Source organism: Janthinobacterium sp. BJB304, assembly GCF_002735765.1.
In the GTDB taxonomy this organism is placed as follows: domain Bacteria; phylum Pseudomonadota; class Gammaproteobacteria; order Burkholderiales; family Burkholderiaceae_D; genus Janthinobacterium.
Window position 1 is genome coordinate 240,243 of the sequence record NZ_PDZN01000005.1, and the last position, 22,850, is coordinate 263,092.

Genomic DNA, 22,850 nt, shown 5'->3' on the forward strand with positions numbered 1-22,850 from the left:
ATGCACGCGGCCGGTGCGCCCGCCCGCTCCGGCGTGGCCGTGTTTTGCCTGGTATTCCTGCCATTCGCGCTCGGGCATTACCTGTCGTGCCTGCTGCGCGGCGTGAATGCCGTGCTGACGGCGGAATTGCTGGGCGCCGTCGCCCTGACGCCAGCTCAGCTGGGCCTGCTGACCAGCGTCTTTTTTCTCGCCTTTGCGCTGGTGCAATTACCAGTCGGCATGGCGCTGGACCGCTACGGCCCCCGCACCATGCAACTGTGGCTGCTGGCGCTGGCGGCCCTGGGCGTGTGGCTGTTCAGCCGGGGCCACAGCTTTGCCGAGCTGATGTGGGCGCGCGCCATCATGGGCGCCGGGCTGGGCGGCTGTTTCATGGCTGCCGTGAAAGCGATCTCGTGCGCCATCGCGCCGTCGCGCCTGCCTTCCGTGCATGGCTATCTGATCGCCGTGGGCGGCCTGGGCGCGGCCACGGCCACCATGCCCGTCAAGCTGGCCCTGCATTACACGGACTGGCGCGGCGTGTTCCTGGGGCTGTCGCTGGCGGCGCTGGCCGTCGGCTTGCTGATCCGCCTGCTGTCGCCGGCCATGCCCGCGCCTGCCGCTGGCAGGAACAAGGTGAGCAAGGTCAGCGTCTGGAGCGTGTACCGCGATCCCGGCTTTCGCCGCACCATCGCGCTGATCCTGTTGCCGCACACGGTGTTCTTTGGCGTGCAGGGCTTGTGGGTGGGGCGCTGGCTGGCCGACGTGGGCGGCTTGTCCGATGACAGCGTGGCGTATTTGTTGTACCTGGGCATGGCGGCCGTCATCTTCGGCGCCATCGGCATGGGCATGCTGACGGAATGGGCCGGGCGGCGTGGCATTGCGCCCATGCAAGTGGCGGCCGCCGGTATCGTCCTGTTTGTCGCCGTGCAAGCGGCGATGGCGTGCAATGTCGTGCCCGGCCTGCCGTTGCTGTCCGTGCTATTTACCTTGCTGGGCACGGTGACGGGCCTCGAGTATGCGATCGTCGCACAAAGCATGCCGGCCAGCCTGACGGGCAGGGCGGCCACCTGTCTGAATTTGCTCATTTTCACGGGCGCCTTCCTGGTGCAGGCGGGCTTTGGCCTGATCCTCGGCTGCTGGCCCCTGAACAGCCAGCAGCAGTACCCGCCGCAGGCGTACCAGGTGGCGTTTGGCGTGCTGGCAGCCTTGCAACTGCCGGGACTTGCGATGTTTTTCATCAACCGCTACAGGCGTGCCGGGCCATCCGGTAAAATGGCAGCCTGCACAGCGGCAATGATCAACTCCAAGGAAGACTATGAAACTCGTTCGTTATGGACGTCCAGGCAAGGAAAAACCGGGCCTGATCGATGAAGAAGGCAAACTGCGCGACCTGTCCGGCGTGATTGCCGATATTGACGGCGCACAACTGTCCGACAAGGCCTTGCGCAAGCTGGCCAAGATCGACGAAAAGACCTTGCCCCTCGTGCGCGGCAACCCGCGCTTCGGCGTGCCGCTGGCCAAGGTCGGCAAGTTCATCGGCATCGGCCTGAACTACGCGGACCACGCGGCCGAATCGGGCATGCCGATCCCGGCCGAACCCATCGTGTTCATGAAGGCGATCACTTGCCTGAACGGCCCGGACGACAATGTCGTGCTGCCGAAAGGCTCGAAAAAGACGGACTGGGAAGTGGAGCTGGGCGTGATCATCGGCACGCGCGCGCAGTACGTGAGCGAAGAGGACGCCTTGAAATACGTGGCCGGCTATTGCGTCGTCAACGATATTTCCGAGCGCTCGTTCCAGCTGGAACGGGGCGGCCAGTGGGACAAAGGCAAGGGCTGCGACACCTTCGGCCCTGTCGGCCCGTGGCTGGTGACGCGCGATGAAGTCATCGACGAGCAGGACCTGGACCTGTACCTGGAAGTCAACGGCAAGCGCATGCAGACTGGCAATACGCAAACCATGATCTTCACGGTGGCGCAGATCGTCAGCTACCTGTCGCAATTCATGACCCTGGAACCGGGCGACGTGATCGCCACGGGCACGCCGCCGGGCGTGGGCCAGGGCCGCAAGCCGCAGCGCTTCCTCAAAAAAGGCGACAGCCTGCGCCTGGGCATCGCCGGCCTGGGCGAACAGCAGCAGGACGTGGTCGCCTGGACTGCCTGATGGCCGGTAGCGATATCGACCGCTTGCCCGCGCTGCCTTTGGCGCAGCTGGACCCGCAGCAGCGCGCCGCCGCGCAAGCCATCATCGATGGTCCGCGCGGTGCCCTGTACGGCCCCTTCGTGCCGCTGATCCGCAGTCCCGAGCTGATGGAAACGGCGCAGCGCATGGGCGAGTATTTGCGCTACCGCAGCGCCATCGGCACGCGGCTGTCGGAGCTGGCGATCCTGGTGACGGCGCGCCAGTGGGACCAGCAGGTCGAGTGGGCCATCCACGCGCCGCTGGCCGTGCAGAACGGTATCGCGCAAGCGGCCGTGGACGCCATCGCCGCGCGGCGCGCGCCGCTTGTCCTGAAGGAAGACGAGCAAGCCGTGCATGACTTCTGTATCGAGCTGCAGCAAAACAAGCGCGTCAGCGACGTCACGTATGCGCGCGCGCTGGCGCTGTTCGGCGAGCATGGCGTGGTCGACTTGATGGGCATCAATGGCTATTACACCTTCCTGGCCATGGTGATGAATGGCGCGCAGACGGCCGTGCCGGCCTTGGGCGTCACGCCTTTGCCCGATTAGAATAGTTCTTCGGGCAAAGATGGACAAAGTGTAATGAAGTTGAAATTATTCAATATATAATTTTACTTCCCTTCCATTGCCAATTAGCTCAATGAAAACTCGTCCGTGCATCACCCTGATGGGCCGCGCCTTCCTGGCGCTGGCCCTTTCTTTTTCCCCCTTGATGACGGTGCGCGCGCTTGCCGCCGAGCCCGCCGCTACGGCGAACGCCAGCGCTTCTGCGCTGGAAAATTCCGTCGTCAAGGTGTTTTCCACCCTGCGCGGGCCGGACCCGTATAAACCCTGGAGCAAAGCCGCGCCGCAAGAGGTGACGGGCTCGGGCGTCGTCATCGAAGGCCGCCGCATCCTTACCAATGCGCACGTGGTCGGCTATGCCAGCCAGGTGCAGATCCAGGCGAATGGCGCGGGCGACAAGATACCGGCAACCGTGCTGGCCATTTCGCGCGGCATGGACCTGGCCTTGCTGAAGATCGATGACGACAGTTTTTTCGCCAGCCACAAGGCGGTGCCGCGCGCCAATGTCTTGCCGGACGTGCGCGATGCCGTGCTGGCGTATGGCTATCCGACGGGCGGCACCTCGCTGTCGATCACCAAGGGTATCGTGTCGCGCATCGAATTTGTGCGCTACAACTTTCCCGTCTCCGGCCTGCGCATCCAGATCGATGCGGCCATCAATCCGGGCAATAGCGGCGGTCCCGTGATTGCCGGTGACAAGATGATCGGCCTGGCCTTTGCGGGCATGCTCAATGCGCAAAACATCGGCTACATCATTCCCAACGAGGAAATCGAGCTGTTCCTGCGCGACCAGGAAGGCGGCGCGCCCAAGGGCAAGCCGGCCATGCGCGACGTGACGCAAACGCTGGAAAATCCCGCGCTGCGCACGTATTTGAAGCTGGCCAAGGGTGTCGAGGGCGCCGTCGTGATGACGCCGGCCAGCAAGGATGCCGCCTATCCGCTCAAGGAGTGGGATGTGATCACGCATATCGGCGATTTTCCGGTTGACAACCAGGGCATGGTCAAGCTGAATGCCAACAGCCGCGTGCGCTTCCAGTACCGGGTGCAGCAACTGGCGAAAGACGGCGAATTGCCGTTGACGGTGGTGCGCCAGGGCGCGCCCCTGAAAATCAAGGTGCCCGTCTCGGCGGCGCACCCGATGCTCATCAGCGGCCTGCAGGGCAGTTATCCGTCCTATTTCATCTTCGGCCCCATGGTGTTTTCACGCGCCACGACGGAATTCATGGCGGCGCCGAATGGCAACCCGGCGATCTTGGGCGGCATGGCGTTTGCCGGCAATCCGCTGGCCACGCGGCGCGGCGATGCGCCCGATGCCGAGCGCGAAGAGCTGGTGGTGATCGCCGCGCCGTTCTTCCCGCACAAGCTGATGAATGGCTACAGCACCCGTTTCTTCTCGGTCGTCGATTCCGTCAATGGCGTGCGCGTGCGCAGCCTGGCGCACCTGGTGGCCTTGCTGCGTGACCAGACCGATGAATTGCTGACGTTCCGCTTCCAGCAGCGCGATGCGGAAATGGTCGTCGTGCCCCGCAAGGAGATGCTCGCCGCGACGGAATCGGTGCTGACGGACAACGGCATCCGCTCGGAAGCGTCGCCCGACATGTTGAAGATATGGAATGCAAAAACGCCGGCGAACTGATCGTTCCCGGCGCTTCGTTTGACAACAGGCGCGGCGTACACCGCGCCTGTTTTATTTTAAGCCAATACTTTTTTCAGCCAGGCGCCGATGGCGTCGATCTCTTCCTGGCACAGCGAGTGCTGCATCATGTATTCATGCCATTCCACCTTGTAACCCATACCGGTGAGCAAGTCGCGCGACTGCTGCGCGCGGCCGATCGGCACCACGGGATCGGCCGTGCCGTGCGCCATGAAGATCGGTGTTTCCAGGCTGGCCGGCGTGCGCTCAAGAGCCGTCTTGTCGGCCAGGGGCAGGTAGCCGGATAGGCACATCAGGCCGGCCAGCGGTTCCGCATGGCGCAAGCCCGTTTGCAAGGTCATGGCGCAGCCTTGCGAGAAGCCGGCCAGGATGATGCGGCTGGCGGGAATGCCGCGCGCCTTTTCGCGCGCGATCAGCGCTTCGATTTGTCCCTGCGAGGCGCGCAAGCCGCCTTCGTCTTCGCGGCGCACGAGGTCGTTTACGAGGATGTCGTACCAGGCGCGCATCACATAACCGTTGTTGATGGTGACGGGCATGGTGCCGGCGCTGGGGAAGATGAAGCGGATGGCGGGGCAGCCGCGCAGGTCCAGCTCCTTCACCAGGGGCACGAAATCGTTGCCGTCGGCGCCCAGGCCGTGCATCCAGATGATGGAGACGGTGGGGTTCGGTGCGCTGTCGAGTTCTATGGTTTCCAGCAAGGTGCTCATGTATTTTCCTCTGGTAGTGGTTGCGCCGGACGCAGCGCCGATTTGGGACGGAAGGCCTTGCAGATGGCCGGGTCGGTTTCCATGTAGGGACCACCGATGAGGTCGATACAATAGGGAACGGCGGCAAAGATGCCGTTCACCAGTTGCACGCCGTCGGCGTCTTTCAAGCCTTCCAGGGTTTCCTTGATGGCTTTCGGCTGGCCCGGCAAGTTCATGATCAGGCAAGCGCGCTCGGGCGTTTCGCGGATCACGGCCACCTGGCGCGAGAGGATCGCCGTCGGCACGAATTGCAGGCTGATCTGGCGCATCTGTTCGCCGAAACCGGGCATTTCCTTGGTTCCGACGGTCAAGGTCGCATCCGGCGTGACGTCGCGCCGCGCCGGACCCGTGCCGCCCGTCGTCAGGATCAGATGGCAATGGTTCAGGTCGACCATGTCGATCAGGGTGTTTTCAATTTGCGAGCGCTCGTCCGGGATCAGGCGCTTTTCCAGGCGGAACGGCGTGCGGATGGCGGCGGACAGCCAGCTTTCCAGGGCGGGGATACCCAGGTCTTCATACACGCCGCCGCTGGCGCGGTCCGAGATCGACACGAGGCCGATAATCAATTCGTCTTCTATCGTGGTCATGGGCACCTCTCTATGTCGTAAAAAAACCGGGCTGATCCCGGTTTTTCGCTGCTTTCGGGGTCAGACCCGCCGGGTCTGACCCCAGTTGCTTATTCGTCTTCTTCTTGCTCAACGCCATCTTCATCGGCATCTTTCTTGCCGCTGTTGTTCTTCTTGGCGATCTCTTTCAAGATCTGGAAGATTTCGCGGTAGGCTTTCGGCGGCTTGTTCTCGGCTTGCTCCTTGCGGGCATTGCGGATCAGGGTGCGCAGGTGCTGCACGTCCAGCTCCGGGTTTTCCGACAGCAAGACGGTGAGCGCCTTGTCATCCGTCAACAGCTTGTCGCGGCGGCGTTCCATCGCGTGCATATTGGCCGTGTCGGCTTTCGACAAGCCTTTCCAGCTATCGATGGTGCGTTGGATGGCGGCAACTTCTTCTTCATCCAGGGTGCGCATTTTCTTGCCCACGTATTGCAGCTGACGGCGGCGGCCTTCGTGATCCTTGATTTGCTGGCATTCGAGAATGGCGTCGCGCACGTCTTCCGGCATCGGGACGCGCTTGACGCGGTCGCGTGCCTCATTGACGAGTTCTTCGCCCAGCTTTTGCAGGACGGTCATCTGGCGCTTGAGTTCCGATTTCGACGGACGTTCATATTCCTGTTCGAATTCGGTGGATTGGAAGCCGCAAGCTCCCCGGTTTGGATTTGGCATGATAAGGCGGGATTGGCCGCGTAGGCCGCACCTGTAAACTGTAAACGACTGCTATGATAACCTTTTTAGCGGCTTTCCGAAGAAAACAGCGCATGAACGACTCCGTATTTACCCATAGTCAAGAGCAATTGCAGCAACTGGCCCGTGATGTGTTGTCTTTTGCGCGGGAAGCGGGCGGCACCGACGCTGCCGTCGAGGTCAGCGAAGGCGGCGGCCTGTCCGTTTCTGTACGAAAAGGCAAGATCGAGACGATCGAGCAAAACAAGGACAAGGGCATGGGCGTGACCGTGTTTGTCGGCAAGAAACGCGGCAATGCCAGCACCTCCGACTTTTCGCCCTCCGCCCTGCGCGCCACGGTGGACGCCGCCTACAACATCGCCCGCTTCACGGCCGAGGACGATTGCGCGGGCCTGGCCGACGCCGACATGCTGGAAATGTCTCCCCGCGATTTGCAGCTGTTTTATCCTTGGCTCATTTCCGCCGAGGAAGCCGTCGCACTGGCCCAGCGGGCCGAGGCGGCCGCGTTCGCCGTCGATCCGCGCATCACGAACAGCGAGGGCGCCAGCGTGCACGTGCAGCAATCGCACTTTGTGTCCGCCAATTCGCGCGGCTTCATCGGCGGCTACCCGTTTTCGCGCCATACGCTGTCCGTGGCGCCCATCGCCGGCAAGGGCGCGAAGATGCAGCGCGACGACTGGTATTCGTCCGTGCGCGACGCCGCCAAGATGTCGAGCCCGGAAGCCATCGGCCGCTACGCCGCCGAGCGCGCCCTGTCGCGCCTGAACGCGCGCAAGCTGGGCACGCGCACTTGTCCCGTGCTGTTCGAGGCGCCGCTGGCGGCTGGTTTGCTCGGTACCTATGTGCAAGCGACCTCGGGCGGCGCCCTGTACCGCAAATCCACGTTCCTGAACGATTCCCTGGGCACGCAGGTGCTGCCGTCGCACGTGCAGATCTTCGAAGACCCGCACGTGATCGGCGGCGTCGGTTCCGCGCCGTTCGACGAAGAGGGCGTCAAGACTGTCAGCCGCGACGTCGTCAAGGATGGCGTGGTGCAAGGCTATTTCCTGTCGACCTATACGGCCCGCAAGCTGGGCATGCAGACGACGGGCAATGCGGGCGGCTCGCACAATCTGTACCTGACCTCGAACCTGACGGCCGCCAGCGACGATTTCAGCGCCATGCTGAAAAAGCTGGGCACGGGCTTGCTGGTGACGGAACTGATGGGACAAGGAACCAATTACGTGACGGGCGACTATTCGCGCGGCGCCTCCGGTTTCTGGGTGGAAAATGGCGTGATCCAGTATCCGGTGGAAGAAATCACGATTGCCGGCAACATGAAGGACATGCTGCGCAACATCGTCGCCGTGGGCGCCGACGTCTTGCGTCGCGGCACCAAAGAGACGGGTTCCATTCTCATCGAGAGCATGGTGGTGGCGGGCGGCTGAGCGCCTGCATCCTTGTTTCAAAAGGCGCCGCTGGCGCCTTTTTTCTTGTCCCTGTGGTTTTTCGCGCAGCGGCCTGGGCGTCATACGGCGGAAATATTCGCTTCGTATGATGGCGCCATCTGACGTTATCTGCGTAATTTAGATGCTTTTAATGTAAGTAAGCCGAACTTCGTGATATTTCATGCAAGATGCGAGTCTTGCCGTGACGCGTCGTTGTTGATCCAACCTGCATAGTGAACTCTCTCCATGACCTGTTCCCGTACCCGCATCGCCCGCGCGGCGGCCCTGTTGTGCGCCATGAGCGCCGTCTTCGCCAGCCAGGCGCATGCCCATGGCGATGCGCCCGCCGGGCCCGTTGCCGCCAGCGATACCCTTGATGCAACGCAAGCCGTGATCGTCACCGGCACGCGCGGCAGCAACCGTACCCAGTTCGATACCATGGCGCCCGTCGATGTGTTCAACCGCGAAGATATCGGCGCCGTCGAATCATCGGACTTGAATGATGTCCTGGCGCAACTCGTGCCCTCGTATGTGGTGCAGCGCTTGCCGATGGCCGATGGGCAAGTCTTCGTGCGCCCGGCTACCCTGCGAGGCCTGTCGCCGGACCAGACTTTGGTCTTGATCAATGGCAAGCGTTTCCACCGCAGCGCCCTGCTCGGAGCGCGCGGTGCGCAGGCGCCGGACCTGGCGCAGATTCCCGTGTCCGCCATCAAGCGCATCGAGGTGCTGCGCGACGGTGCTTCGGCCCAGTACGGCTCCGACGCGATCGCGGGCGTGATCAACATCATTCTCGACGATACGGTGGGCACGGAAATCTCCTTGCATCATTCGCAATATTCGGAAGGCGACGGCAAGGGCAATGAGCTCAACCTGAAGACGGGCTTTACCTTTGGCGAGACGGGCAAGGCGACGATTTTCGGCGCGCTGGCCAAGTCCGACCCCACTTCGCGCACGCGCCAGCGGGCCGATGCTATTGCTTTCCAGAACGCCCATCCGGAATTGAAGGTACCCAACCCCGTGCAGCGCTGGGGCCAGCCTGAGCTCGACAGCAAGCGCCTCGGCTTCAATGCCGGCATGGCCCTGTCCGACACGGCGGAATTGTACGGTTTCGGCCTGTTCAGCCGCAGCGACGGCACCTCGGATTTCAACTGGCGCAATCCCGATACCAGCACGGGCGCGTATAAAACCAGCAGCCTGTTCCCCGGCTGGGATTTGCGCAGTGTATATCCGCTCGGCTTCAGCCCCAGCTATTCCAACGACCAGGATGATGTGCAGTTGGTGGCCGGTGTGCGCGGTCACTTCAACGACCGTTTCGGCTGGGATGTGAGCGCTTCCTATGGCCGCAACCGTATCGACTACCACCTTGCCAATTCCATCAACGCCTCGATGGGCCCGAGCAGCCCGACGTCGTTCTACCTGGGCCAGCTGTCGCAGGCGGAAAAGATCCTCAACGCCAATTTCAACTATGAACTGCCCGTGGCATCGTTGCCGCAGCCCGTCAATATCGCGTTTGGCGCGGAAGCGCGCAATGAAACGTATGGCGTGAAGGCGGGCGATGCGGCGTCCTGGACGGTAGGGCCGGGCGCGGCCATCGGCCTCGATGCGAACGCCAACGGCGCTCCCGGTTTCAGCGGCCGCCAGGCGGGCAGTTGGGGGCAGGACAGCTATGCGGCCTATCTGGACGTGGAAGTGCCCGTCACCAAGGCGCTGAGCCTGGGCGGCGCCGCCCGCTATGAACATTTCTCGGAATTTGGCAGCACCGTCAACGGCAAGTTGTCGGCCCGCTACGCGCTGAGCGAAGACCTGGCCTTGCGCGGCTCTTACTCGACGGGTTTCCGCGCGCCAACGCCGGGCCAGTCGAACACCAACAGCACCAACCAGGGCCTCGACACCAAGACCCTGCTGCTGTTTACCAGCGGCCGCCTGGCCAATAACGACCCGCTGGCCATCCTGCTCGGTGCGCAAGCGCTGAAGCCGGAAAAGTCGAAAAACCTGTCGCTGGGCTTTACCTGGAAGACGCCGGCCGGTTTTTCGGGTTCCGTCGATGTGTATGACATCAAGGTCAGCGACCGCTTCAGCACGTCCGCCGCGTTTGCCGTGCCGGCTGGCGTGGCCAACCCTCTGCGCTACACCTCCGTCAGCTATTTCACGAACGACTTCGACACGACCACGCGCGGCATCGATATCGTGGGCAGCCACGTCAGCCGTATCGGCGATGGCAAGCTGAATCTGACCCTGGCCTACAACTACAACACCACCAAGGTCGACGGCGGCAAGTCCAGCCTGGTGACCAATCCGGCCCAGCGCCAGGTGTTCGAAGAGCGCCTGCCGCGCCAGAAAGCCACCATCAGCGGCAGCTATGGCCTGGGCAACTGGAATGGTCTGGCCCGCGTACGCTATTACGGCGCGTGGACGGACAATTCCGGCAACGCCACTGGCGATATCTTCCAGCGCTTTGGCGCCATGCAATTTCTCGACCTGGCGGCCAGCTACAAGATCAACGACAAGCAATCCGTGCGCGTGGGTATCGATAACGTGCTGGACAAGTATCCCGATGAGGCAACCTTCCAGGCCAGCCGCGGTCTGATCTATTCGCGCAATGCGCCGTACGATACGGATGGCCGCAAACTGTACGCCGAGTACAAAGTGACGTTCTAAGGGGATAATGTGAATATGAATCCACAACGCCGCGCCTTGCTGCGCGCCGGTTCGCTGGCGGCGGCGCTGCCCTTGACGGCGGGTGCAGGATCGGCGGCGTCCGCCGCCTTGCCACCACCTTTGCCGGCAGTGCCCGCCGGCACCACGCCGGAGACGCTGGCCAGCAACCAGGCTTACTGGCAGGCCGTGGTCGCGCAGTACGACACCACCGATGCCATCGTGCAACTCGACAACGCCTACTGGGGTTCGATGGCCAGGCCCGTGTTGCGTCATTACGAGCAGCAATTGACGATGGTCAACCGCGACAATGCCTGGTATGCGCGCGTGCGCTTTCCCGCCGACTTCGAGGCGGCCCGCGCGGCGGCGGCCAGGGCGCTGGGCGTGGGTGTCGATGAAATCGTGCTGACGCGCGGCGCCACGGAAGCGCTGCAAGTCTTGATCGCCGGCTACAACCGCCTGCAGCCGGGCGATGCGGTGCTGTACGCGGACATCGATTACGACAATATGATCACCGTCACGCGCTGGCTGCAGCAGCGGCGCGGCGCCCAGGTGGTGTCCATTGCCATCCCGGAACCATTTACGTATGACAATGTTGTTGCTGCCTATGTTGCCGCCATGGACCGTCATCCGAAGCTGAAATTGATGCTGCTCACGCACGTCAACCACCGCAACGGCATGGTCTTGCCCGTGGCCGAGATCAGCCGCCTGGCGCGCGCGCGGGGCATTGATGTGATCGTTGACACGGCGCATGGCTTTGGCCAGCTGGACATGACGATTCCCGACCTGCAGGCGGACTTTGCCGGCATCAACCTGCACAAATGGATAGGCGCACCCGTGGGCGTGGGCGCCGCCTACATCAAGCGGGGCAGGGCGGCCGATATCGACCCTTACATGGGAGACGCGGCGGGCGACGATATCCGCACCCGCGTGCACACGGGCACGGTGAATTTCGCCGCCTACCTGAGCCTGCCGGCGGCACTGGACTTGCATGCGCACATCGGCGTGGCCAACAAGCAGGCGCGGTTGCGGCTGCTGCGAAACCGCTGGGTAGAGGCGGCGCGCGGCATCGATGGCATTGAGGTGCTGGCGTCCGGCGATCCACGCCTGACGAGCGCCATCGCTTCGTTCCGTCTGAAAGGCAAGACCAGCGTGGCAGACAGTTATGCCCTGTCGAAAAAGCTGGTGCAGGAACACGGCATCTTTGCCGTACCGCGCGACGGGCTGGCCAGCGGCGCGTGCGTGCGCGTCACGCCGGGCATCTTTACGCCGGAGTCGCATCTGGACCGGCTGGTTGCTGCCCTGCGCAAGGTGGCGCGCGGGTAGTTGCCAGGGGCGTTCCGGCGCTGGAACGCCCCACCCTTTACTGCTGGACTTGATAGCCATCCGTCAGGGTGGCCAAGAACTTCACCATATCCTCGATCTCGCCCGCCGTCAGCGCGGGCGCCATGCCCCGCTTGCGGTCGAACGGCCCCTCCTTGACGTTGACGTTGGCGCGGTACCTGGCGGGTAGGTCATTGAATTTCTGCACTTTCCCCCGCTTGTCGCGCGGATACCATTCTTGCGGATGCGTATCGCGCCGCACATAGAAACGCAGGGCATCCGTCAGGTTGTCGAACACGCCGTTATGGAAAAATACCTGGCGCGTGGCCACATTGCGCAGGCTGGGCACCTTGAAGGCGCCGCACAGCTCGCCTTTCAGCGCCAGGTCCGTGCGGTCGGGGCCGCACAAGCCCAGATCGAAATACGCGGGGTCGGCCGTGGCGGGAATGCGCGTATTGCGCGGCACGCCCAGATTGTCGAAACTGAAGTCCGTAAACAAGGGCGGCGCGCCATGTTCGCCCCGCACGCTGGGGTGGCAAGCGGCGCAATTGCCCTTGCGTTCATCGTTGAACAGGGCCAGGCCACGCAATTCGGCCAGTTCCAGCGGAACCTTGTTGGCCAGGTAGAGGTCATATTTGGAATCGTAGCGGTGGAAGTCCGGCTCTTCCTGCTGGAATTGCTGCAAGGCATAGGTGATGCGGTGGAATGCCTGTTGCGGTTGCGTAAAGATGGCAGCGCCAAAGACGTGCCGGAATGCTTCTGCGTAACTGCCGTTGCGCAGCCGTTCCACCACTTCATCCGTGCTGGCATTGGCCATTTCGTGCGGTGCCAGGAAAGGCCGTTCCGCCTGTTCCGCCAGGCTGGCGGCGCGGCCGTCCCAGTTGATGCCGCCGTTGGGTGCGCCTTCCCCATCAAAGCGGAAGGGCGGAGTGTGTTCCAGGTAGCGCAGCGATGGCGTGGCGCGGTAGCCGTGCGCCTGGCCGTCGGCGCCCCCCAGTTGCACGGCCAGCTTGTTGGCTGGCGCGTAAGCATGGGCCGGGTCATGGCAACTGGCGCACGACTGCTTGCCCGAGGCGGACAGGCTGGCATCATGGAAGATGCGCTGCCCCAGCTGTGCGGCAGGGCTGAGTTCGGCCGCTGTGCCTGGCATGGCGTGCAGGCCAAGCAACAAAAATATGCACACGTGTGCAATTCGGGTCGGTGAAAATCGCGCCGCAGCGCGTGGCTGGTCTTTGATGGTCATATGCGGGATGGTTATCGGCAAGGGGAGGGACGAACAATGCTGCGCCCAGTATAGGCAGCAATTGCCGGCGTGGCAACGATTTGCGATGCTGCGCTGCGCCATGGCGGTGCCTCCCGCCGTGCCGGAGGGCGGCACGGGCGGCTGGCTGCTGCCCGGTCAGGTCAGTATTGTTCCCACTCGCCTTCCGCCACCATGGCGGGCGCGGCGCTCTTGCGGCTGGCGGGGGCGTTGGCGACGAGCCGGGGCTGGGCCGCCGTGGCGGCTGCGGGCCGTGGCGCCGGCTTTGGCGTCGGCCGCGCTGCTGGCGCGGCTAGCGCCAGCGCCTGTGTGCCGTCGAGTTTGAACACGCTGACGGCTTCGGCCAGGATACCCGCTTGATCCTGCAGCGCTTCGGACGCGGCGGCCGCCTCTTCCACGAGGGCTGCATTTTGCTGGGTCACGGCGTCCATTTCCGTGATGGCCTGGTTGATCTGTTCAATCCCCGCTTCCTGCTCGTTGCTGGCGGACGTGATCTCGGCCATGATGTCCGTGACGCGCCGCACGCTATTGACGATTTCCTCCATGGTGCTGCCCGCCTGGTTCACGAGGGTGCTGCCAAGACTGACCTGGTGCACGGAATCGTCGATGAGGATCTTGATTTCCTTGGCGGCGGAGGCGGAGCGGTGGGCCAGGTTGCGCACTTCCGTGGCGACCACGGCAAAGCCCCGGCCCTGTTCGCCCGCCCTGGCTGCTTCCACGGCCGCATTCAGCGCCAGGATATTGGTCTGGAAGGCAATGCCGTCGATAACGCTGATGATGTCGACGATTTTCTTCGACGAGGCATTGATGGAATCCATGGTGGTGATCACTTCCGCCACCACCTGGCCGCCCTTGCTGGCCACGCTGGAGGCCGATTGCGCCATCTGGTTGGCCTGGCGCGCGTTTTCGCCATTCTGCTTGACGGTCGACGTCAGTTCTTCCATCGACGAGGCCGTTTCTTCCAGCGAGCTGGCTTGCTGTTCCGTGCGCGAAGACAGGTCCATATTGCCGGAGGCGATTTCACGCGAGCCGTGGGCGATGGCGTCCGTGCCATGGCGCACGCGGGCCACGATGCCTTGCAGATTGTCATTCATCTCTTTCAAGGCGCGCAGCAGCTGGCCCGTTTCATCGTTGCCGCGCGCGTCGATGCTGACCGACAAGTCGCCGGCCGCCACCCGTTGCGCCACCTTGACGGCTTCGGCGATGGGCCGGCTGATGGAACGGCTGATCAGGATGGCCAGCGCGATGGCAATGGCCGTCGCCGCGATGGACAGGGACAAGGTCAGGATGATGGCCATGCGCCCATCGGCGGCGGCTTGCTTGCCTTCGCTTTCCATCAGCGATTCCTGGAAGCTGGTCATGGCCGCCAGGGCCGTCAAGAATTTTTCTTGCGGATAGCGCAACTGCGTCAACAGGAAGATGCCCGCCGTTTCCGATTTGCCTTCTTGTAATAGTTTGATGTTCGCATCGCGCGTCCTGGCATAGCTTTCGCGGCTGCTCATCACGGCCTGGAGCAGTTCCTGGCCCTTGGGCGTGTTGATCATGGTTTTCAGGCGTGCCAGCAGCTCCGCGTTCTTTTTGATCGAGGCCTGAATCTTGGCCACGGAACTGCTGACTTCGTCGGCATCGTTGGCGCCGATGATGGCGATGCTCAGCAGGCGGGCCTGGATATTGACCTCGGACTGTATCGTATTCGACAGCATGACCTTGACATAGCGGTCGTTGAGAATTTTTTCCGTCGAGGCATTGATGTTGCGGATGCGGCTGATGGAAACAAATGCCACCATGGCAAGCAGGACAATGATCAAGCCGAAACTGACGGCCAGGCGGGTACTGATTTTAAGCTTATACATAGGTCATTCATCCTCGGCGAAAAGCGGAAAGCGTGCGCTGGGCATCGTCCCGCGGACAGGCTGTGTCCATTCAAGACGATGCTGATGCGGTCAGTTTGCGTTACAGAAAGCTAATTCGGCAGGGACAGGGCCGTGGATGCGTATTGCCGGTGGCCGGGAAGTCATGGCGACCCGCCCGGCGAGATATTCTTGCGGGGCAGCGCAGCGTGGCGCGGCCCTATTCTGTTGCTTAGTGTAGGACGATAATTTCTGACAGGCAAGATGTTAGGGAAAAAAACCGCTCGGCCAGCAACGCTTGTCGTGCGGTCAAAAAAAATGCCCCGGCGAGCGGGGCAAGGGATCAAGCGGGCCGTGTCGGCCCAGGCGCTCAGGCGCGCAAGGTGGACAGGATAGGTTGCAGCACGGCCGCGCCCAGTGCGGCGCTGCGAGCGCCGCTCCAGCCCGTTTGCGGGTCGGGATCGTTGGCGTTGTCCTTGAACGGCAATTCCAGGGTCAGCGACAGGCAGCCGAAAGCGTGCGTGATGTGGGGCGAGCCCATGGTCAGCACTTCCGGCGTGAACGGGCCGTCTTCATAGCCATGCTCATCCTGGAAGTCGGGGCTGGCCACCTTGAAGTCGGCGATGAAGCGGTCTTGCTCGGCCTTTTGTGCTGGCGTGAAATTTTCCAGCGCATCGCTGCCGGCCACGAAGACGTAGGGCAAGCCTTCGTCGCCATGCACGTCGAGGAACAGGTCGCAACCGATTTCATGCATTTTCTGTTTCACCAGGAATACTTCCGGGCTGCGCTCCATGGTCGGCGTCATCCATTCGCGGTTCAGGTTGGCGCCGGCCGCGTTGGTGCGCAGGTTGCCGTGCACGGAACCGTCCGGGTTCATGTTCGGCACCACGTAGAAGACGGCGTCCTGCAGGCACTGGCGGGCAAAGGGATTGGCCTGGTCCAGCAAGGCTTCAAGCATGCCTTCGACAAACCACTCGGCCATCGTCTCGCCCGGATGCTGGCGCGCGATGACCCAGACTTTTTTCTCGGCATCGGCGTCGCCGACGACCAGCAGATTCATGTCGCGGCCTTCCACCGTGCTGCCCAGGTCGATCAGGCGCACGAGCGGCGACGCTTGCGCGCTGTCGATCAGGGCCAGGTGGCGGTCCCATGGGTACGGTTCGAAATAGGCGTAGTAGACGCTTTCTTCCTCGGGCGTGTGTTCGATGGTCATCACCGTGCCGTCAAAGCTGGTCGGCACTCGGAACCAGGTTTCGCGGTCGTAGCTGGCCACGGCCTGATAATCTTTCCAGCCGTCCGGGTAGGCGGACTTGCCGGCATTCATGAAGCGGATCGTGCACGCCTCGCCTTGCGCGCCTTGCAGGCGGAAGTAAAACCACTGCGTGATGTCGGCGTGGGAATCCTTGCGGATGTTCAGTTCGATGGACTGGGCATCGTCGGCGCGCAGCACCTCGATCGCGCCGGCGTCGAATTGCTGGCTGATTTTAATGGTCATGAGTGTTCCTGATAAAAACGTATGGGTTTTGCATCGTGTGCAATGGCGCGATGATACCTGTTTTGCGGTGGCCTTTGTGCTGGCGCAAACGATGACGCACATGCTTTGCTAACGTGGAAGCTCCGACACGGGGAGAGCATCATGGACGACAACGGCAAACACATACGCGAACTGGAAAAGAAAATCAGCGCCCTCAGCGACGCGCTGGCGCACCTGGGCAAGGGGACGACCTTGCAGGAATTGCTGCGCATCATACGTTTCCCTGGCTATACGACGCCGGCCGAATTCACCTTCAATGTGGCCATCCTCGACACCATGCTGGTGCAGGCCAATGCGCTGGAAAAGCTGGGGCAGGATTTGCTGGCGGGGGCCAAGCAGGTGGTGGCAAAACAGTGAGCAGGCGGTGACTTACAACACCTAACAAAACCGTAGCGAGCGGAAGGGAGTTGTGGTTGAGAAGCGCAACTGTACGAAGGTACAGTGAGCATCGCAGGCCGCAAATACCGACGCGCAGTAGGTTTTGATAGGTGTTCTTATTCCTGAACGCCTGAAAAATGGCCTGGGCAAGGCGCAGGGCCGCAGGCAGTACGAACGTACGCCCAGGCCCTGCAACGCCGCCATCGACGTTTTATCAGGTGTTCAGTCCGCCGAAGCGTTCGTAAAACCACGGCTCCACGTCCGGTGCGTGCTCATCCTCGCGACGCAGGGTGGCCAGGATGTGTTCCTCAGCAGGTGCATACGTGATGCGGTACAGGTCGCGCGCCAGCGCATAGGCTTGCGTGCCAGGCCACGGTTCGGGCAGCAGCTCGACGGGCAATTGCGGGTCGTGCAACTGCACGCGGCGGTAGGCGTGCGTCAGCAGCGAGCGGATGACGAACGCTTGCTCCGCATCGAACACGGGTTCTTCCTGCAGCAGGGTCAGCAGCGGCTGGAAGCTGGCGATGAATTTTTCGTAGCCGGCCATCACTTCCGACAAGTCCCAGCAGTCGCCCACCATGTCGCGCAGGGGACGCGTGCTGACGCCTGGCAATTCCGTGGTGTGGCAGACATACAGCTTGCCCTGCACCTCGTTGCGCACGAGGATATCTTCCAGCGCCTCCGCATTGCTGGCCGGATGGCCAAAGATGCCGGGGGAAATCAAGCCGTAGCCCGCCCACAATAATTCCTTGCGCAGCGCGCCCCGTTCGGCGGCGCCGATGCTGCCGGCCGGACCGATCACCAAGGTCCAGCTGCCATCCCAGTGCACGACCAGCGGAGCGTAGATGCGGCGGTAGGCGCGTTCGAAGCGGGCCAGCGCCTCCGGGCGTATCGCATAGGCGCTGCGGCGGCCGTCGCGCTGCGAGCTGAGCCAGCCTTCCTGCGCCAGGCGGAACACGCTGGTGCGCAATAGCCGGTCATTGACGCCGAATGGCGCCAGCAGTTCGATCAGGCTGCCCAGCCAGATGGCGCCGCCGCGCGGCACGATGGCGTCGCCGAAGATGGTCATCACCAGGGACTTCGAGCGCGGTGGGTCGCTTTCCAGGAAATCGGCTATCCATGCCGTGCAGCGGGTGTTCTTCATGTGGTTCCGGTCTGGCCGTGTTGCGGTCGGTTCAATAAAAGCAGCAGTTTACTTGGCTGCGCGGGTAGCGCGGCAATAATTTGCCGGAAGCGCGGGTAGCGCTCCATAGTGTTTTCTCATAAGCAATATCATACGCACAAAAAAGCGGCACAAGATACGATTTTTTAAAATGATTCACATCAAGTGTATGCAAATCGTTTTTTGTATCGTATTATCTGTTTATCGCACCGCGTTGCTGCGCAAAATCAAAGACATGGGAGACACATCATGTACGCACAAATGGTTGAAACCGGCCTCAAGAACGTCCGCTCCATCGACGACATGGGCCAGGAAGAGCGCGCTTTCCAGGCGCGCATCGACGAAGGCATCAAGATCGAGGCCAAGGACTGGATGCCGGACGCCTACCGCAAGACTCTGATCCGCCAGATTTCGCAGCACGCGCACTCGGAAATCGTCGGCCAATTGCCCGAAGGTAACTGGGTCACGCGCGCACCGACCCTGAAACGCAAATCGATCCTGCTGGCGAAGATCCAGGACGAAGCGGGCCACGGCCTGTACCTGTATAGCGCCGCGGAAACCCTGGGCGTCTCGCGCGACGATTTGCTGGCTGCCTTGCATTCGGGCAAAGCCAAATATTCCAGCATCTTTAACTATCCGACCCTGTCGTGGGCCGACATGGGCGCCATCGGCTGGCTGGTCGACGGTTCCGCCATCATCAACCAGATTCCCCTGTGCCGCTGCTCCTACGGTCCGTATGCGCGCGCCATGATCCGCGTCTGCAAGGAAGAATCGTTCCATGCGCGCCAAGGCTACGACATCATGATGTCGCTGTGCAAGGGTACGCCCGAACAGAAAGCCATGGCGCAAGATGCCTTGAACCGCTGGTGGTGGCCGTCGCTGATGATGTTCGGCCCGTCCGACGCCGCCTCCGTCAACAGCGCCCAATCGGCGCAATGGCGCATCAAGCTGTTCTCGAACGATGAATTGCGCCAGCGCATGGTCGACCAGACCGTGCCGCAAATCGAATACCTGGGCTTGACCGTGCCCGATCCCGACCTGAAGTTCAATGCGGAGACGGGCCACTATGAATTTGGCGAGATCGACTGGGCCGAGTTCAACAATGTCCTGAAGGGCAATGGCCCGTGCAACCGCGAGCGTTTGCAAACGCGCGTGAAAGCGTATGAAGACGGCGCATGGTTCCGCGATGCCTTGGTCGCCTATGCCGACAAGCAAGCCGCTAACAAAGCAGCAGCGTAATTACATAAGACAGATAGGGGATAGCAACATGAGCAAAGAATGGCCTTTGTGGGAAGTTTTCATCCGCAGCCAGCACGGCCTGGCGCACAAGCATGTAGGCAGCCTGCACGCCTCCGACGCCGCGATGGCGGTCAACCATGCGCGCGACGTCTACACGCGCCGCAATGAAGGCGTGAGCATTTGGGTGGTGCGCGCGGCCGATATCGTCGCCAGCAGCCCCGGCGACAAGGGCGCCCTGTTCGAACCGTCGAACAGCAAGGTGTACCGCCATCCCACCTTCTTCCCGATGCCGGAAGAAGTCAAGAACCTGTGATGGGAGCGCCTGTAATGGATGACAAGGTCAACTACCTTTTGCGCCTGGGCGACAACGCCCTGATCCTCAGCCAGCAGCTGTCGCAGCTGTGCGGCAAGGGACCGGCGCTGGAAGAAGACATGGCGCTGACCAACGTGGCGCTCGATCTGTTGGGCCAGACGCGCTTGTGGTTCAGCTATGCGGCCGAACTGGAAAACGCGGGCCGCGACGAGGACGACATCGCCTTCTTGCGCGATGCCCACGATTTCAAGAACTGCCTGCTGGTCGAACAGCCGAACGGCAATTACGCCGACACCATGATGCGCCAGTTCTTCTTCGACAGCTGGCACTACTTCCAGCTGCTGGAACTGACGAAATCGGCGGATGCGCGCATCGTCAATGTGGCGCAAAAGTCGATCAAGGAAGTGACGTATCACCTGCGCCGCAGCGGTGACCTGATCGTGCGCCTCGGCGACGGCACGGCGGACAGCCATGCGAAAACGCAGGCGGCCGCCGACAAGCTGTGGATGTACACGGGCGAGATGTTCACGTACGACGCCGTCGACCAGGCCATGGTCGCCGCCGGCATCGCGCCGCCATCGGACGTGCTGCGCCAGGCCTTCCTCGAACACGTGGCCGAGATCTTCGCCGAAGCCACCTTGACCATGCCAGCGCCCGACGCCTGGATGCAAAAGGGCGGCAAGCAGGGCACGCACACGGAACACCTGGGTTTTATTTTGGCCGAGATGCAGTTCCTGCAGCGCGCCTATCCCGGGGCGGAGTGGTAATGCACGCCGCCGGCGCATCACTGGACGCGGCCCAGGTCTGGGCCTGGCTCGGCGAGGTGCCTGACCCGGAAATCCCCGTCATTTCGGTGGTGGACCTGGGCATCGTGCGCGCCGTCGAAGTGACGGATGGCGATGCGTGCATCGTGACGATCACGCCCACGTATTCGGGATGTCCGGCCATGCAGGTGATCGCCGATGCCGTCACCGATGCCTTGCGCAGCCATGGCGTGGCCAGGGTGACCCTGGTGAACCAGCTGGCGCCCGCCTGGACGACGGACTGGATGAGCGAAGCGGGCAAGGCCAAGCTGAAAGGCTATGGCATCGCCCCGCCGCAGCAGCAGGTGATCGACATCAGCGGTTTGCGTGGCGGCGTCAAGCGCCAGGCGATGCCGAAACTGGACGTGATCTGCCCGAACTGCGGCTCCACGCATACGCAGCTGACCAGCCAGTTCGGCTCCACGCCGTGCAAGGCCCTGTACAAATGCCTGGCTTGCCGCGAACCGTTTGACTACTTCAAGTGCCACTAAAAAAATCAGGCACACGTTCCGAAGAAACTGGAGATGAAGCATGAGTAAATTTTATCCGCTGTCCGTGGCCAACGTGCGCAACGAAACGCGCGACACCATCGCCGTCACGTTCGACGTGCCGTCTGAACTGCAGCAGCAGTTCCGCTTCCAGCAGGGCCAGCACCTGACCCTGCGCGCCAACATCAACGCGGAAGACGTGCGCCGTTCGTATTCCATCTGTTCGGCGGTGCAGGACGGCACCCTGCGCGTGGCCATCAAGCGCACGCCGGGCGGCGCTTTCTCCACCTGGGCCAACGACACCCTGAAAGCCGGCGCCACCATCGAGGTGATGCCGCCCATGGGACACTTCAACGTGCCGCTCGACTGCGTCAACCGCAAGCACTACTTGGCATTCGCGGCCGGCAGCGGCATCACGCCCATCCTCTCCATCATCAAGACGACCTTGCTGACGGAACCTCTGAGCCGTTTTACTCTGTTCTACGGCAACCGCGCCTCGTCGTCCGTCATCTTCAAGGAAGAATTGACGGACCTGAAGGATGTGTACCTGGAGCGTTTGAACCTCGTCTACGTGATGAGCCGCGAGCAGCAGGACATCGAATTGTTCAACGGCCGCATCACGCAGGAAAAATGCGAGCAATTCCTGCAGCACTGGATCAAAGTCGAAGACTACGACAACGCGTTTATTTGCGGCCCGGAAGACATGATGCTCGGCGTGTCCGCTGCCCTGCAGGCGGCCGGCATGCCCAAGCAGAATATCAAGATCGAACTGTTCGCCGCCAGCATCCCGAAAAACGCCCACAAGCCGCGCGTCCAGCTGGCCGCGGATGCCGTGCAGGAAACGGAAGTGACCGTCATCATGGATGGCAACCACACCACCTTCATGATGGACAAGGACAAGGAATCCATCCTCGACGCGGGCCTGCGCTCCGGGCTGGACATGCGCTACTCGTGCAAGGGCGGCGTATGCTCGACCTGCCGCTGCAAGATCCTCGACGGCAAAGTCGAGATGGACGTCAACTACGCGCTGGAAGACTATGAAGTGGCGCGCGGTTTCGTCCTCAGCTGCCAGAGTTTTCCGGTTACTGACAAAGTCGTGGTGGACTTTGACCAAGCCGAATAACCCAACTGCCACTGCCGGGGTCAGACCCGACGGGTCTGACCCCAGATTTCCGCTGTGGGTTGATAACTAAAATAGCGAGACGCCATGACCTACCAAAACATCCTCTTTACCATCGAGCAGGGTATCGCGACGCTCACCCTGAACCGTCCCGACAAGCTCAATAGCTTTACGCAAGCCATGCACGAGGAAGTGCGCGACGCGCTTGCGCAAGTGAACGCCGACAGCACCGTGCGCGTCTTCGTGCTGACGGGCGCGGGCCGCGGCTTTTGCGCAGGCCAGGATCTGTCCGACCGCGCCGTGGAGCCGGGCTCGAAGGGCGTGGACCTGGGCGAGTCGGTGGAAAAAAACTACGCGCCGCTGGTGCTGGCCTTGAAAGCCTTGCCGATGCCCGTGATCTGCGCCGTCAACGGCGTGGCCGCGGGCGCGGGCGCCAACCTGGCGCTGGCCTGCGACATCGTCATCGCCGGCAAGTCGGCCAGTTTCGTGGAAGTGTTCTGCAAGCTGGGCCTGATCCCGGACACGGGCGGCACCTTCTTCCTGCCACGGCTGATCGGTTCGGCACGCGCCATGGGACTGGCCATGCTCGGCGAAAAACTGATGGCGGAAAAGGCCGAGGACTGGGGTTTGATCTGGAAATGCGTGGACGACGCGCAGCTGGCGGAAGAGACGCGCAAGCTGGCCGTGCACTTTTCCACGGCGCCGACCAAGGGCCTGGCCTACACCAAGCAGGCGCTGGCGCTAAGTGGCGCCAATACCCTGCCGCAGCAGCTGGCGCTGGAAGCGCGCATGATGAGCGATCTCGGTAACAGCGACGATTACCGCGAAGGCGTGGCCGCCTTCATGGAAAAACGCACACCGCAATTCAAGGGACATTGA

Annotated in this window: 21 protein-coding genes; 14 read left to right on the forward strand and 7 right to left on the reverse strand. The window is 62.3% G+C overall.

What is annotated here, in order from left to right:
* From CSQ95_RS08300 to CSQ95_RS08315, 4 genes are all read left to right on the forward strand, one after another.
* On the forward strand, window positions 1-1,350 hold the full coding sequence (locus tag CSQ95_RS08300; protein ID WP_180278993.1) for a nitrate/nitrite transporter: 1,350 nt from the start codon (window positions 1-3) through the stop codon (window positions 1,348-1,350).
* Window positions 1,295-2,143, forward strand: coding sequence for a fumarylacetoacetate hydrolase family protein (locus CSQ95_RS08305; RefSeq protein ID WP_099409137.1), 849 nt, complete (start codon window positions 1,295-1,297; stop codon window positions 2,141-2,143). Before CSQ95_RS08300 ends, CSQ95_RS08305 begins: the two co-directional genes overlap by 56 nt.
* A complete protein-coding gene (locus CSQ95_RS08310; protein WP_099409138.1) occupies window positions 2,143-2,709 on the forward strand; it encodes a carboxymuconolactone decarboxylase family protein in 567 nt (188 codons plus the stop codon). The genes CSQ95_RS08305 and CSQ95_RS08310 overlap by 1 nt, the downstream gene beginning before the upstream one ends.
* Before the next feature lie 91 nt (window positions 2,710-2,800).
* Complete coding sequence (locus CSQ95_RS08315; RefSeq protein WP_257217987.1) at window positions 2,801-4,360, forward strand: S1C family serine protease; 1,560 nt, start codon at window positions 2,801-2,803, stop codon at window positions 4,358-4,360.
* Between the two features lie 56 nt (window positions 4,361-4,416).
* On the opposite strand, the gene CSQ95_RS08320 is transcribed toward CSQ95_RS08315, so the two are convergent.
* From CSQ95_RS08320 to yjgA, 3 genes are all read right to left on the reverse strand, one after another.
* Window positions 4,417-5,085, reverse strand: coding sequence for an alpha/beta hydrolase (locus tag CSQ95_RS08320; RefSeq protein ID WP_099409140.1), 669 nt, complete (start codon window positions 5,083-5,085; stop codon window positions 4,417-4,419).
* Window positions 5,082-5,711, reverse strand: coding sequence for a molybdopterin adenylyltransferase (mog, locus tag CSQ95_RS08325; protein ID WP_099409141.1), 630 nt, complete (start codon window positions 5,709-5,711; stop codon window positions 5,082-5,084). The genes CSQ95_RS08320 and mog overlap by 4 nt, the downstream gene beginning before the upstream one ends.
* Window positions 5,712-5,800: 89 nt before the next feature.
* Window positions 5,801-6,400 (reverse strand): ribosome biogenesis factor YjgA, encoded by a 600-nt coding sequence (gene yjgA, locus CSQ95_RS08330; RefSeq protein WP_070224233.1) that lies wholly within the window; start codon window positions 6,398-6,400, stop codon window positions 5,801-5,803.
* Window positions 6,401-6,492: 92 nt separating this feature from the next.
* Between yjgA and pmbA the strand changes: the two genes are divergently transcribed.
* From pmbA to CSQ95_RS08345, 3 genes are all read left to right on the forward strand, one after another.
* Window positions 6,493-7,845: a metalloprotease PmbA gene (gene pmbA, locus CSQ95_RS08335; RefSeq protein WP_099409142.1), complete on the forward strand. Its 1,353-nt coding sequence runs from the start codon at window positions 6,493-6,495 to the stop codon at window positions 7,843-7,845.
* 246 nt (window positions 7,846-8,091) lie between these two features.
* Entirely contained in the window at window positions 8,092-10,503 is a 2,412-nt protein-coding gene (locus CSQ95_RS08340; RefSeq protein ID WP_218963592.1) for a TonB-dependent siderophore receptor, read from the forward strand.
* 15 nt (window positions 10,504-10,518) lie between these two features.
* A complete protein-coding gene (locus CSQ95_RS08345; protein WP_099409143.1) occupies window positions 10,519-11,826 on the forward strand; it encodes an aminotransferase class V-fold PLP-dependent enzyme in 1,308 nt (435 codons plus the stop codon).
* Window positions 11,827-11,863: 37 nt separating this feature from the next.
* Here CSQ95_RS08345 and CSQ95_RS08350 read toward each other — a convergent pair whose 3' ends face one another.
* The 3 genes from CSQ95_RS08350 to CSQ95_RS08360 all read right to left on the reverse strand — a co-directional run bounded on the left by CSQ95_RS08350 (window position 11,864) and on the right by CSQ95_RS08360 (window position 16,429).
* On the reverse strand, window positions 11,864-12,973 hold the full coding sequence (locus tag CSQ95_RS08350) for a cytochrome-c peroxidase (RefSeq protein ID WP_257217988.1): 1,110 nt from the start codon (window positions 12,971-12,973) through the stop codon (window positions 11,864-11,866).
* A 254-nt stretch (window positions 12,974-13,227) separates the two neighbouring features.
* Window positions 13,228-14,937, reverse strand: coding sequence for a methyl-accepting chemotaxis protein (locus tag CSQ95_RS08355; protein ID WP_099409145.1), 1,710 nt, complete (start codon window positions 14,935-14,937; stop codon window positions 13,228-13,230).
* A 367-nt stretch (window positions 14,938-15,304) separates the two neighbouring features.
* Window positions 15,305-16,429: a M14-type cytosolic carboxypeptidase gene (locus CSQ95_RS08360; protein WP_034746346.1), complete on the reverse strand. Its 1,125-nt coding sequence runs from the start codon at window positions 16,427-16,429 to the stop codon at window positions 15,305-15,307.
* Window positions 16,430-16,570: 141 nt separating this feature from the next.
* Between CSQ95_RS08360 and CSQ95_RS08365 the strand changes: the two genes are divergently transcribed.
* The gene (locus CSQ95_RS08365) at window positions 16,571-16,825 is read left to right on the forward strand and encodes a hypothetical protein (protein ID WP_077408596.1); all 255 of its coding nucleotides are present in this window, start codon (window positions 16,571-16,573) and stop codon (window positions 16,823-16,825) included.
* 235 nt (window positions 16,826-17,060) lie between these two features.
* Here the strand turns inward: CSQ95_RS08365 and paaX are convergent, their stop codons facing one another.
* Window positions 17,061-17,990: a phenylacetic acid degradation operon negative regulatory protein PaaX gene (paaX, locus tag CSQ95_RS08370; RefSeq protein WP_070224237.1), complete on the reverse strand. Its 930-nt coding sequence runs from the start codon at window positions 17,988-17,990 to the stop codon at window positions 17,061-17,063.
* 267 nt (window positions 17,991-18,257) lie between these two features.
* On the opposite strand from paaX, the gene paaA reads away from it, so the two are divergent.
* The 6 genes from paaA to paaG all read left to right on the forward strand — a co-directional run bounded on the left by paaA (window position 18,258) and on the right by paaG (window position 22,850).
* On the forward strand, window positions 18,258-19,247 hold the full coding sequence (gene paaA / locus CSQ95_RS08375) for a 1,2-phenylacetyl-CoA epoxidase subunit PaaA (RefSeq protein WP_070311619.1): 990 nt from the start codon (window positions 18,258-18,260) through the stop codon (window positions 19,245-19,247).
* 28 nt (window positions 19,248-19,275) lie between these two features.
* The gene (gene paaB, locus CSQ95_RS08380) at window positions 19,276-19,560 is read left to right on the forward strand and encodes a 1,2-phenylacetyl-CoA epoxidase subunit PaaB (protein ID WP_070224239.1); all 285 of its coding nucleotides are present in this window, start codon (window positions 19,276-19,278) and stop codon (window positions 19,558-19,560) included.
* A 14-nt stretch (window positions 19,561-19,574) separates the two neighbouring features.
* Window positions 19,575-20,327, forward strand: a complete 753-nt coding sequence (paaC, locus tag CSQ95_RS08385) for a 1,2-phenylacetyl-CoA epoxidase subunit PaaC (protein WP_099409146.1) — start codon at window positions 19,575-19,577, stop codon at window positions 20,325-20,327.
* Window positions 20,327-20,854, forward strand: coding sequence for a 1,2-phenylacetyl-CoA epoxidase subunit PaaD (gene paaD / locus CSQ95_RS08390; protein ID WP_099409147.1), 528 nt, complete (start codon window positions 20,327-20,329; stop codon window positions 20,852-20,854). Before paaC ends, paaD begins: the two co-directional genes overlap by 1 nt.
* Before the next feature lie 40 nt (window positions 20,855-20,894).
* The gene (paaE, locus tag CSQ95_RS08395; protein WP_099409148.1) at window positions 20,895-21,974 is read left to right on the forward strand and encodes a 1,2-phenylacetyl-CoA epoxidase subunit PaaE; all 1,080 of its coding nucleotides are present in this window, start codon (window positions 20,895-20,897) and stop codon (window positions 21,972-21,974) included.
* Window positions 21,975-22,058: 84 nt separating this feature from the next.
* Complete coding sequence (gene paaG, locus CSQ95_RS08400) at window positions 22,059-22,850, forward strand: 2-(1,2-epoxy-1,2-dihydrophenyl)acetyl-CoA isomerase PaaG (RefSeq protein ID WP_099409149.1); 792 nt, start codon at window positions 22,059-22,061, stop codon at window positions 22,848-22,850.

What these genes read in the sequence shown, in the direction of transcription:
- CSQ95_RS08300 (WP_180278993.1), top strand. Translation starts at nt 1, where the DNA reads ATGCACGCGGCCGGTGCGCCCGCCCGCTCCGGCGTGGCCGTGTTTTGC.
- CSQ95_RS08305 (WP_099409137.1), top strand. Translation starts at nt 1,295, where the DNA reads ATGAAACTCGTTCGTTATGGACGTCCAGGCAAGGAAAAACCGGGCCTG.
- CSQ95_RS08310 (WP_099409138.1), top strand. Translation starts at nt 2,143, where the DNA reads ATGGCCGGTAGCGATATCGACCGCTTGCCCGCGCTGCCTTTGGCGCAG.
- CSQ95_RS08315 (WP_257217987.1), top strand. Translation starts at nt 2,801, where the DNA reads ATGAAAACTCGTCCGTGCATCACCCTGATGGGCCGCGCCTTCCTGGCG.
- CSQ95_RS08320 (WP_099409140.1), bottom strand. Translation starts at nt 5,085, where the DNA reads ATGAGCACCTTGCTGGAAACCATAGAACTCGACAGCGCACCGAACCCC.
- mog (WP_099409141.1), bottom strand. Translation starts at nt 5,711, where the DNA reads ATGACCACGATAGAAGACGAATTGATTATCGGCCTCGTGTCGATCTCG.
- yjgA (WP_070224233.1), bottom strand. Translation starts at nt 6,400, where the DNA reads ATGCCAAATCCAAACCGGGGAGCTTGCGGCTTCCAATCCACCGAATTC.
- pmbA (WP_099409142.1), top strand. Translation starts at nt 6,493, where the DNA reads ATGAACGACTCCGTATTTACCCATAGTCAAGAGCAATTGCAGCAACTG.
- CSQ95_RS08340 (WP_218963592.1), top strand. Translation starts at nt 8,092, where the DNA reads ATGACCTGTTCCCGTACCCGCATCGCCCGCGCGGCGGCCCTGTTGTGC.
- CSQ95_RS08345 (WP_099409143.1), top strand. Translation starts at nt 10,519, where the DNA reads ATGAATCCACAACGCCGCGCCTTGCTGCGCGCCGGTTCGCTGGCGGCG.
- CSQ95_RS08350 (WP_257217988.1), bottom strand. Translation starts at nt 12,973, where the DNA reads ATGCCAGGCACAGCGGCCGAACTCAGCCCTGCCGCACAGCTGGGGCAG.
- CSQ95_RS08355 (WP_099409145.1), bottom strand. Translation starts at nt 14,937, where the DNA reads ATGTATAAGCTTAAAATCAGTACCCGCCTGGCCGTCAGTTTCGGCTTG.
- CSQ95_RS08360 (WP_034746346.1), bottom strand. Translation starts at nt 16,429, where the DNA reads ATGACCATTAAAATCAGCCAGCAATTCGACGCCGGCGCGATCGAGGTG.
- CSQ95_RS08365 (WP_077408596.1), top strand. Translation starts at nt 16,571, where the DNA reads ATGGACGACAACGGCAAACACATACGCGAACTGGAAAAGAAAATCAGC.
- paaX (WP_070224237.1), bottom strand. Translation starts at nt 17,990, where the DNA reads ATGAAGAACACCCGCTGCACGGCATGGATAGCCGATTTCCTGGAAAGC.
- paaA (WP_070311619.1), top strand. Translation starts at nt 18,258, where the DNA reads ATGTACGCACAAATGGTTGAAACCGGCCTCAAGAACGTCCGCTCCATC.
- paaB (WP_070224239.1), top strand. Translation starts at nt 19,276, where the DNA reads ATGAGCAAAGAATGGCCTTTGTGGGAAGTTTTCATCCGCAGCCAGCAC.
- paaC (WP_099409146.1), top strand. Translation starts at nt 19,575, where the DNA reads ATGGATGACAAGGTCAACTACCTTTTGCGCCTGGGCGACAACGCCCTG.
- paaD (WP_099409147.1), top strand. Translation starts at nt 20,327, where the DNA reads ATGCACGCCGCCGGCGCATCACTGGACGCGGCCCAGGTCTGGGCCTGG.
- paaE (WP_099409148.1), top strand. Translation starts at nt 20,895, where the DNA reads ATGAGTAAATTTTATCCGCTGTCCGTGGCCAACGTGCGCAACGAAACG.
- paaG (WP_099409149.1), top strand. Translation starts at nt 22,059, where the DNA reads ATGACCTACCAAAACATCCTCTTTACCATCGAGCAGGGTATCGCGACG.